Genomic DNA, 9,887 nt, shown 5'->3' with positions numbered 1-9,887 from the left:
CGGTTCAGGTAGCCGAGCATCACCTGGGGGCCACGCACCCACAGCTCGCCGACCTCCGAGTGCCCGTTGCTCGGCCGCGGAATCTCCTCTCCCGATTCGACGGCCGCGAGCTTGTGCTCCGTGTTAGCCACTGGCAGCCCGATGGAGCCGCGCGGCACGCTCATGTCCAGGTTCAGGTGGGTGACCGGGGAGGACTCGGTCATCCCGAAACCCTGGTAGACGTCCACGCCCAGGCGTTCCTGGACGGCCTCCGCGAGGCTGGTATCCAACGCCGCAGCACCCGAGAGCACGGCCCGCAGGCTGCTCAGGTCGAACTCCTCGACCTGTGTGTGCTTCGCTAGCAGCACCGCGATGGGTGGGGCGATGAATGTGAAGGTCACGCCGAAACGCTCGTGGGAGGCGAGGAAGCTGCCCAGCTCGAAACGCGGCTGGGTCACCAGCGTGGCGCGCTGCTTCAGAGCGAGGTTCAGCAGCGCGGTGAGCCCGTAGATGTGGAAGAAGGGCAGCACCCCGAAGACGACGTCCTCCCGGGTCACCAGGTCCTGATCCGCGGCCTGGGAGACGTTGGCGACCAGGTTGCGGTGGCTGAGGCGCACTCCCTTCGGATCCTGGGTGGTTCCGGAGGAGTACGGCAGGACGGCCAGGTGGGTCGCGGGGTCAAAGCTGATGTCCTCGGGCGCGTGGCGCCGCTCGGCCAGCATCTGCTGCATTCCCGAATTGCGGTCGAGGTGGTGGACCTGTTCCTCGCTGAACCCGGCGGCCTGAGCTGCCTGGGCGGCGTGATCGCCCATCGCGGCCAGCGTGACGAGCATGCGCGCGCCTGAGTCTTGCAGCTGCCGGGTGATGGCGGCCTCGTCCGCCAGGAGGGAGACCGGGGTGAGGGTCGCGCCCAGGCGCCAGACGGCGTGGGCGTAGACGACGAAGGCCAGGGAGTTGGGGCAGTGCAGTGCGACCACGTCGCCGGCGCGGATCCCTAGGTGGGAAAGCCCGCCGGCAACACTGTTGATGTAGCTGCGCAGCTGCTGGTAGGTGGTTTCCGAGCCATCGGCGATGTCGATGATCGCGACCTTGTCCTCGTCTGCAGGATCCAGCTGGCCGAAGGTGAATTCGTAGATTCCAACGTCGGGGATCTGGATGTTCTCCCGCGTGCTCTGAACTGGCATGGCTGGTCCTTCCTAAGCGCCATCGGGTGATCGCGCGCTATACGAGGCAAATATCGTTGCGGGCCCGCCTAAAGCGGTAACCGCAGTTGGCACCATGATAAACGCCACGCCACGGGTTTTAGGCCGAATTCACCAGAGCTACCGGTGCGCTATTTCCCGGGTTGCGCATTCAGCCTGCGCAGCGCCCCGCGCGCCACATCCAGATCCGAGGTCTCCCAGAACCGTGGCATGCTGGCGCGGATGAAGGAGCCGTAGCGCGCGGTGGCCAGCCGGGAGTCCAGCACGGCGACGACGCCGCGGTCGTCCACGCTGCGCAGTAGCCGTCCAGCCCCCTGCGCCATCAGCAGCGCGGCGTGGGTCGCAGCGACTTCCATGAAGCCACTGCGGCCAGCTTTGTCTGCGGCCTCCTTGCGGGCCTGCTTCAGCGGGTCGTCTGGGCGGGGGAAGGGGATGCGGTCGATGAGCACCAGTTGCAGCGCGGAGCCGGGCACGTCCACACCCTGCCACAGCCCCAGGGTGCCGAAGAGGCACGCGGACTCGTCCTTCCGGAACTTCTCCACGAGGCTGGACATCGAATCCTCACCCTGCAGGAGGATCTCGTATGGAACCACGCTGCGTAGCTGATCCGCCATCTCCTCGGCCGCCCGGCGGGAGGAGAACAGGCCGAGGGTGCGGCCACCGGCGGCGTTGATGAGCTGGGCGGCGTGGTCGATGAACCCGCTCGATGGGCCACTGCGCCCAGGGGCGGCGAGGTCGCGGGCCACGTAGAGGATGCCGTGGGTCCGGGCGTCGAAGGGGGTGCCCACGTCGAGGGTCTTCGTGTCCTTCGCTGCACCCCATTGGGCGAGCATGGCGGTGAACTTCCCGCCCAGCGCGAGGGTCGCGGACGTCAGAATCACCGTGGACTGCGCGAAGAGCCGCTGCCGCAGCAGGTCGGCGACGGACAACGGTGCGACGCGGACGACTTTGCGGTTGCCGTCGGCAGAGAGCCAGACGACGTCCTCCCCGAGCAGGTCCTCCTGATCCGCGGCGGCATCCGCGGTGGAGGCCTCGAGGACGCGCACGCAGGTATCGTTCAGCTCCTCGGTGGCCACGAGCAGGGCCTGGCGCTCTGCGGCCTTCGCCGGGTCGTTGGCGAACTCGCCGGCGGGTACCGAGTTGATCTGTCGGTTGGTTTTCCACGCCGCATCCTTGAGCACGCCGAGGGGAACCTCCAGGCCGTTGGGGACGCCAGTCCACCGGCCGACGATCCGATCTCCGTCGGTGGCGATCGCGCCGTCGAGGGCGGTGACCCACTCGTCGAGAGCCTCTGTCAGCGCATCGCCGGTGCCGTCCGGGCCGATCTTTCCGGTGCGTTTGGCGAGGATCGCGATATTGGTGGGGGAGAGCTCCGCGGTGGCTGTGGAGGTGATGCGGGACTCAAGCTCGTGGGCCTCGTCGATGACCACGCAGTCGTGCTCCGGCAGGACCGGCACGTCGGAGAGGGCGTCGATGGCCAGCAGTGCGTGGTTGGTGACGACGATGTCCGCCTCCGCCGCTTCCGCCCGGGCCCGTTCTGCGAAGCACTGGTCGCCGAAAGGGCAGCGGCTCGCGCCTACGCACTCCCGGGAGCTGACGGAGACCTGCCGCCAGGCGGTGTCGGACACGCCGCGGTCGAGGTTATCGCGGTCGCCGTCCTCGGTCTCCTGGGCCCACTCGTGCAGGCGGGCCACCTGGGCTCCCGTCTTCGAGATCTGGGAGGGGTCGAGCAGTGCGTCCTCTTCTGCCTCGGGGATGGCCTCGTCGCCGATGCCGTTGATTTTGTTGAGGCAGAGGTAGTTATTGCGCCCTTTGAGGATCGCGGAGGTCAATGGGCGGGGGAGGTGCTCCTCCAGGGCGTCGGCGAGGCGGGGGAGGTCGCGTTCCACCAGTTGGCGCTGCAGGGCGATGGTTGCGGTGGAGACGATGACGGGGACGTTCGTCTGGGTGGCGTGCCGCGCCGCCGGGACCAGGTAGGCCAGGGACTTGCCCGTTCCCGTGCCCGCCTGGACGGCCAGATGAGTGGACTGTTCCATGGCCTCGGTGACGGCATCGGCCATCTTCTGCTGGCCGGGGCGCGGCGCGCCGCCGATGTTGCTGACGGCTGCGGCGAGGAGGTCTTGGGTGGAACTCACGGGAGCACTTCTTCTACGAGTAACGGGAAAGGTACTGGTGGCCGGGCTGGGAAAGGGGTGACCGGGCCGATTGCCGGTCAGCTAGTTCTGGGCCCGCGGTACGTGGCGGACGCTGATCACCGGCTCGTCGCGGGACAGGGCCAGGCCCTCCCACGGTAGGGAGACCAACCGATCGGCCAGCAGCTGGCGGGAGTCCTCAAGGGTCGGCAGGCCATCCACTGGCTCGCCATCGCGGATGAGTGGGACGGAAAGCTCGATGGCATCGAGGATGCCGGTATCCGGGCGGGCCTCGCCGAAGGGGAAGGTGATCTCCTCGACGGCGGTGCCGGTGTCTCGGCAGGTGCGGATAGCGGCCTTCGCCCCGCCCCGCGAGTCCTTGCCGCGGGAGCGCTTGGCTACCGGTGCTCCTTCGACCTCGACGAGCTTGTAGACCAGGCCGGCGGTCGGCGCCCCGGAGCCGGTGACCACGGAGGTGCCCACACCGAAGCCATCCACCGGCTCGCTGCGCAGCGCGGCGATGGAGAATTCGTCCATATCGCTGGAGACGATGATCTTTGTGTTGTGGGCGCCCAGGGAATCCAGCTGGTCGCGGACCTGCTGGGCGAGCACACCAAGGTCGCCGGAGTCGATGCGCACCCCGCCGAGCTCCGGGCCGGCCACGCGGATGGCGGTCTCCACGCCTTCGGCGATGTCATAGGTGTCGACCAGCAAGGTGGTGCCCACGCCGTGCGCGGCGATCTGCGCCCGGAAGGCGGCCTCCTCGTCGGTGGTTCCGTCCGGGTGGGTGTGCAGCAGCGTCCAGGCATGCGCCGCGGTGCCGGAGGCGGGGATGTTGTAGCGGAAGGCTGCCTCCAGGTTCGAGGTGGCGTCGAAGCCAGCGAGGTAGGCGGCGCGGGCGCTGGACACCGCGGCGTACTCGTGGGTGCGGCGGCTGCCCATCTCGATGATGGGTCGGCCGTTGGCGGCGGTGACCATGCGGGCGGCCGCGGAGGCCACGGCGGAGTCCGCGTTGAGGATGGAGAGGATCACCGTCTCCAGGATGACGCATTCGGCGAAGGTGCCGCGCACCGTGAGGATCGGGGAGTGCGGGAAGTAGACCTCGCCTTCCAGGTAGCCGTCCACCTGCCCGCGGAAGCGGTAGTTGCGCAGGTACTCCAGAGTCTCGGGTTGCAGGAAGTCCAGGTTTTCCAGCTGGGCTTCGGTGAAGACGAAGTCCCGGATCGCGCGGAGGACCCGCTCGGTGCCGGCGACGACCCCGTAGCGGCGCTCGTTGGGAAGGCGGCGGGTGAAGACCTCGAAGGCGCACTGCTTCTCTGCCGTGCCGTCCTGCAGCGCGGCTTCCAGCATGGTCAGCTCGTACTTGTCGGTGAGCAGCGCGGAGGAGCGCGGCGCGGAAAGGTAAGGGTCGAGGTGGCCGATCGAGCCGTAGGCGGCGTCCTGTTGTGGGTTCTGGGCTGTGGAAGACAAGTGGATCCCTACGCGTTTTCTTCTTCAAGTGGTGCCGTGGCCGATGAGTGGCCCCGGCGAATACTCACACTCTAGCGACCGGTGCGGACAGGCAAAGAAAAATTCCGCCACGATGCCTTCGCCGCCCCGGCGTGGCGACGGTATCCTTGGTGACATGACTTCCCCGGCTGCACCAAGCGCAACCCCAGTTGCGGAGAAAAAACCCGAGACCCTGACGGATGCCGATCTGCCGTGGCAGTGCATCTGCTGGGACGATCCCGTCAACCTCATGAGCTACGTGACCTACGTCTTCGAAACCGTGCTCGGTTACTCCCGCAAGAAAGCCACCGAGCTGATGATGCGGGTTCACACCGAGGGCAAGGCCGTTGTCTCGTCCGGCGAGCGCGATAAGGTCGAGGGAGATGTAAAGAAGCTCCACACAGCGGGCCTGTGGGCCACGATGGAGCAGGCGGCGGGCTAGTACAACAACACCCGCGAGGCGAGGAGGACTCCCCACCGATGGAACCGTGGAAGAAGAAGACCGGCATGCTGCGTGGCACGCGCTTTGTCACCCAGCTCAACCCCCTGGAGCGGGAGACCCTGGGTAACTGCGCCGCCACCGTCGCCGATGCCCTGATGGAGCGGGTGCGCACCGCGCCGAAGGATGAGCTGGCGGAGCTGACCGGCATGGCCAGCGGCCACTCGGAGCGACCGAGCAGCCCGGCGCTTGCCCGAATCCTGCCGGACTTCTTCGCAGACGGCGCCGAGGAAGTCGAGGGAGATGCCGCGCTGACCCGGCAGCTCAACGAGACCGAGATCATCAAAAATAAGCTGATGAACCTCGCGCTCATCGCAGAGCACATCGGCCCGAACGGCTCGGTGAACATCACCCTGAGCCAGGAGGAAGTCCAGCCCTGGCTCTCGGCTATCAACGACGTGCGGAACTACTATTACGAGCTCTGCCAGCCCGCGCTGCACGGCGCCGAGGGGCCGGACCGCGTTGAGGCAGCCAAGGAACTGATCGCTTGGCTGGCTTTCCACCAGGACAGCCTGCTGCGCGCGATGATGGGGGAGCCGCCGGCGGAGATGATGGACAACCCCGACGCTGACGGTCCGCAGAACCCAGACGACGGCAGTGGCCAGGGGCCGAAGGGGCAGCCCGGCCCAGATGGTCGCCCGACGGGCGAGTTTTAGGATGTCCGCCGAATTGTTCGGCGCCCAGCCGGGGCCCAGCAACTCGCTTATGGACGTCCGTGGCCTCGGCGTGGGCCACGCGATCAGTGAGGGTGGCGCTGGAGACTCTGGGGCCACGATTATCGCCGTACCCGCCGGGGCAGTTGCCTCGGTCGACGTCCGGGGTGGCGGGCCCGGCACCCGCGAGACGGATCTGCTGGAGCCACACAATACGGTCGACCGGGTTCACGCCATCGCACTGTGCGGCGGCTCCGCCTACGGCCTCGCCGCCGCCGACGGTGCGATGAGCGCCCTGGAGGCTGCGGGCATCGGCTTCCCCGTGTTGGGGGAGGAGGCACCCGAGAAGATCGTGCCGATCGTGCCGGGTGCGGTGATTTTCGACCTGCTGTTGGGCCGCTGGGACTCCCGCCCGACCGCGGCGACCGGTGCGGCGGCCACCGACGCTGCACTGCGCAGCGCGAGCATCGCCCGCGATGAGGAATCAGCAACCGGGCAGGGCGGCGATGATTCCGCACTTGCCGCCGCTACCGCATCGGGCAACCTCGGCGCGGGGTTGGGCGCCTCCGCCGGTGCCCTGAAGGGCGGGTTCGGGCAGGCCAGCGCGGTGCTCCCGGAACTGCCGGGCGAGCCGGCGGCGCTCAGTGGGGCGACGGTGGCTGTGGGCATCGTCGTCAACCCGCAGGGTGCGGTCTTCAACCCGGCCACGGGGCGGCTGTGGGGTTTCGACTCGGAGCTGGCCGGTGAGTTCGGCGCGGCGTCGACCACGCCGGTCTCCGAGGAGGCCGCGGAACGCTTGAGCGGAATGAACCTCGCAGGCACCAAGTTCCCCGCACCCGGCGACGGGCAGTCTGGTGGCGATAGCCCGCAGCTCAACACCACCGTCGGCGTGGTCGCAACGGATGCCCCGCTCACCAAGGCACAGGCCAAGCGCCTGGCGCTTTCCGCCCACGACGGCCTGGCGCGCGCGATCCGCCCGGCCCACATGCCCATGGACGGGGATACCCTCTTCGGGCTGGCCACCGGCACCCGTAGCGGCAGCGTGGACGCCGTGGGCATGTCCGTGCTCGCCGCGACGGCCGCCAACTGCGTGGAGCGCGCCATCGTGCACGCCGTGCTGGCGGCCGAGCCCGCCTACGAGCACCCCTCCTGGCGCAGTATCGTGGGCGGTTAAAGAATCCCACGGCCTGCCCCGCCACCGCGCCGGGGTGGTGCCATCCCTCAAGTTCAGGAGCCTGAACATGCAGAACCTCGCCTTCGCCCTGCGGCTCGTGGGGGTCGCCTGGATTGTCCAGGTCATCAACATGATGCTGGGCTACGGCCTCAACGCCTTCGGCATTCGGCCCGGCGACCCCTACGGCCTTCTGGGCGTGTTCACTGCGCCCTTTCTGCACGGTGGCTGGGACCACCTCATCGCCAACTCCATGACCGCGGTCGTGCTCATCACGATGATCTGCTGGTCGGGCAGACGCGCGTTCTGGCGCAGTTCCCTGATCATCCTGCTCGCCAGCGGGGCCGGAACATGGCTTATTGGCGGCGCGGGCACCGTTCACGTGGGCGCCTCCGGCATGATCTACGGCTGGGTCGCATTCCTCATCACCCGTGGGCTCTTCACCAAGAAGCTCAGCCAGCTTGCCGGTGGGGTCGTGGTCCTGGTGCTCTACGGCTCCCTGTGGACCGGAATCCTGCCCACCAACCAGGCCATCAGCTGGCAGGGCCACCTCTGCGGGGCGCTGGCCGGAATCCTCGCTGCTTGGCTGATTCCGAAGATGCCCACCGCCACGCGGGCCGTGCGCACCGCAGGCCGTGCCTCCCTCGGCATGTAGCCACGGCCAACCAACCCCAGGACGCGGCCGGCGCACGGATGCTTGGGGCCGTGAGCGACGTCATTAAACTAAAACAGCGAGAACGACGAAGGAAGGACCGAGTAAGCACATGGCGGAGCAGGCGGACGGCGGCAGCGCGGCAGGCAGCGGCCCGGAGCAGGAATCCCACAACAACGCGCCCATCGGGATCTTCGACTCCGGGGTCGGCGGGCTCACCGTGGCGCGCACGATCGTGGATCTTCTGCCGCACGAATCCATCATCTACATCGGGGATACCGCGAACTCGCCTTATGGGGATAAGACGATCGCGCAGGTTCGCGAGTATGCCCGGATGGTCGCTGACGAGCTGGTCTCCCGCGGGGTGAAGATGATCGTCATCGCCTGCAACACCGCCTCCGCCGCCTTCATGCGCGACGCCCGCGAGCGCTACCCGATCCCGGTCGTTGAGGTCATCCTCCCCGCGGTTCGCCGTGCCGTGTCCGCGACCCGGAATAACCGCATCGGCCTGATCGGGACGCAGGCGACGGTGACCTCCGGGGCCTATCAGGACCTCTTCGCCGCTAGTCCGGACGTCACCGCCGTCGCCCAGGCATGCCCGCAGTTCGTGCCCTTCGTGGAGCGGGGGATCACCTCGGGTCGCCAGATCCACGCGTTGGCGGAGGGCTACCTCGAGCCGCTGAAGGAGGCCGGGGTGGACACCGTGGTGCTGGGGTGCACGCACTACCCGCTGCTCACAGGGGTGGTGCAGTTCGTCATGGGGGAGGACGTCACGCTGGTGAACTCCGCGGAGGAGACCGCGAAGATGGTCTACCGCACGCTGGCGGAAAGCGGGCAGCTGGCGGATAACGACCCGGAGCGTCAGGCCACCTTGTCCTTCGAATCCACCGGGGACCCGCACCGCTTCGCGCAACTCGCACAGCGCTTCTTGGGGCCGAAGATCACGAGTGTGTCGCAGATCCCGGAGCTGCTGCGCTAGTCCCTGCGCTAACGCCTATTCTAGCCCTTGGGGCGCGACGGAACCGCCCCGGAGTCGGTCCTGGATAGCCCGGAAACTGCCCCGCTGAACGAAACCTGATCTAAAGCTTGCCCAAATATCGAAAAACGCCGGGCGTCGTGAAACAATGTCCACTTATGGAGATGCTTGTGTTGGGTTGTTCCGGAAGCGTGCCCGGCCCCTCGGTCGCGGCCTCGGGGTATTTCCTGCGCAGCGCGGCGGGCGAGGGCGTGGTCGTGGACCTGGGCTCGGGGGTGCTCAAGCAGATGCAGCGCTATGAGGGCATCGACCCCTCCGATTGCCACGTCGTCCTCTCCCACATGCACGCCGACCACTGCTCGGACGTCCCGAGCCTGCTGGTGTGGCGCCGCTACCACCCGTTCGCGCCGGCGAGCACCCGCCACAAGCTGATCGGGCCGAGCATCGCAGCCAAGCACATCGGGCAAGCCAGCGCCGACTCCCCGGAGGCGCCGGACGACCTCACCGACACCTTCGAGGTCCTCGACCACGTTGTCGGGCCGGAGAGCGACTTCGACGCCGAGACCTGGCCGCATCACACCATCGGTGACCTGCGGATCTATGCCGTAGACGCCATTCACCCCACCGAGGCCTACATCATCCGCTTCGAGGACTCCTCCGGCTTCTCCGTGGTCTACAGCGGCGACACCGCACCGACCCCGGCCCTGGCGCGCATCGCCGCGGGGGCGGACGTCCTCGTCTGCGAGGCGACCTGGGGCGATGGGGGAGCGACCATGCCGGAGGGCATGCACCTCTCCGGCGCGGAGGCCGGCGAGGCCGCCCAGGCAGCGGGCGTGGGCCGTCTCATGCTGACCCACATCCCGCCATGGGGGGATAAGGCCGCCACCGTCGCCGCGGCCGCCCGCCACTACACGGGGCCGATCGAGGTCGCCCGGCCGGGTCTGCGCATCAGCGAGCAGCACTAAGCGCCCGCTACACTGGCTGGCATGTCTAATACGCCAGAACAAAGCACCCATACCCGCGCCGATGGCCGCAGCGTCGACCAGCTGCGCGACATCCGAATCACCCGCCGGTTCACCACCAACCCGGCAGGCAGCGTGCTCGTCGAATTCGGAAACACCCGGGTGATGTGCAC

General features: G+C 68.0%; 9 protein-coding genes and 1 pseudogene. 7 read left to right on the top strand and 3 right to left on the bottom strand.

The window, feature by feature from the left end:
- The 3 genes from Q1V78_RS03900 to Q1V78_RS03890 all read right to left on the bottom strand — a co-directional run.
- The coding region (locus Q1V78_RS03900) for an AMP-binding protein (RefSeq protein ID WP_300611823.1) at nucleotides 1-1,163 on the bottom strand (1,163 nt) is incomplete at its 3' end.
- Between the two features lie 149 nt (nucleotides 1,164-1,312).
- A complete protein-coding gene (locus tag Q1V78_RS03895) occupies nucleotides 1,313-3,316 on the bottom strand; it encodes an ATP-dependent DNA helicase (protein WP_148792544.1) in 2,004 nt (667 codons plus the stop codon).
- Between the two features lie 81 nt (nucleotides 3,317-3,397).
- Nucleotides 3,398-4,735 (bottom strand): nicotinate phosphoribosyltransferase, encoded by a 1,338-nt coding sequence (locus tag Q1V78_RS03890; RefSeq protein WP_300611828.1) that lies wholly within the window; start codon nucleotides 4,733-4,735, stop codon nucleotides 3,398-3,400.
- Nucleotides 4,736-4,937: 202 nt separating this feature from the next.
- On the opposite strand from Q1V78_RS03890, the gene clpS reads away from it, so the two are divergent.
- From clpS to rph, 7 genes and pseudogenes are all read left to right on the top strand, one after another.
- Complete coding sequence (gene clpS, locus Q1V78_RS03885; RefSeq protein WP_210398509.1) at nucleotides 4,938-5,243, top strand: ATP-dependent Clp protease adapter ClpS; 306 nt, start codon at nucleotides 4,938-4,940, stop codon at nucleotides 5,241-5,243.
- A 38-nt stretch (nucleotides 5,244-5,281) separates the two neighbouring features.
- Nucleotides 5,282-5,956, top strand: coding sequence for a DUF2017 domain-containing protein (locus Q1V78_RS03880; protein WP_300611817.1), 675 nt, complete (start codon nucleotides 5,282-5,284; stop codon nucleotides 5,954-5,956).
- A 1-nt stretch (nucleotide 5,957) separates the two neighbouring features.
- Nucleotides 5,958-7,127, top strand: coding sequence for a P1 family peptidase (locus Q1V78_RS03875; protein WP_300611814.1), 1,170 nt, complete (start codon nucleotides 5,958-5,960; stop codon nucleotides 7,125-7,127).
- 67 nt (nucleotides 7,128-7,194) lie between these two features.
- A complete protein-coding gene (locus Q1V78_RS03870) occupies nucleotides 7,195-7,779 on the top strand; it encodes a rhomboid family intramembrane serine protease (protein WP_300611812.1) in 585 nt (194 codons plus the stop codon).
- A gap of 109 nt (nucleotides 7,780-7,888) precedes the next feature.
- On the top strand, nucleotides 7,889-8,755 hold the full coding sequence (gene murI / locus Q1V78_RS03865; protein WP_300611809.1) for a glutamate racemase: 867 nt from the start codon (nucleotides 7,889-7,891) through the stop codon (nucleotides 8,753-8,755).
- Nucleotides 8,756-8,922: 167 nt separating this feature from the next.
- Complete coding sequence (locus Q1V78_RS03860; RefSeq protein WP_300611825.1) at nucleotides 8,923-9,717, top strand: MBL fold metallo-hydrolase; 795 nt, start codon at nucleotides 8,923-8,925, stop codon at nucleotides 9,715-9,717.
- A gap of 21 nt (nucleotides 9,718-9,738) precedes the next feature.
- Nucleotides 9,739-9,887, top strand: a pseudogene (gene rph, locus Q1V78_RS03855) (ribonuclease PH); the annotation flags it as partial.

The organism is Corynebacterium sp. (assembly GCF_030152825.1).
Lineage (GTDB): Bacteria > Actinomycetota > Actinomycetes > Mycobacteriales > Mycobacteriaceae > Corynebacterium.
This window is presented reverse-complemented; position numbering and strand designations above follow the sequence as displayed.

What these genes read in the sequence shown, in the direction of transcription:
- clpS (WP_210398509.1), top strand. Translation starts at nt 4,938, where the DNA reads ATGACTTCCCCGGCTGCACCAAGCGCAACCCCAGTTGCGGAGAAAAAA.
- Q1V78_RS03880 (WP_300611817.1), top strand. Translation starts at nt 5,282, where the DNA reads ATGGAACCGTGGAAGAAGAAGACCGGCATGCTGCGTGGCACGCGCTTT.
- Q1V78_RS03875 (WP_300611814.1), top strand. Translation starts at nt 5,958, where the DNA reads ATGTCCGCCGAATTGTTCGGCGCCCAGCCGGGGCCCAGCAACTCGCTT.
- Q1V78_RS03870 (WP_300611812.1), top strand. Translation starts at nt 7,195, where the DNA reads ATGCAGAACCTCGCCTTCGCCCTGCGGCTCGTGGGGGTCGCCTGGATT.
- murI (WP_300611809.1), top strand. Translation starts at nt 7,889, where the DNA reads ATGGCGGAGCAGGCGGACGGCGGCAGCGCGGCAGGCAGCGGCCCGGAG.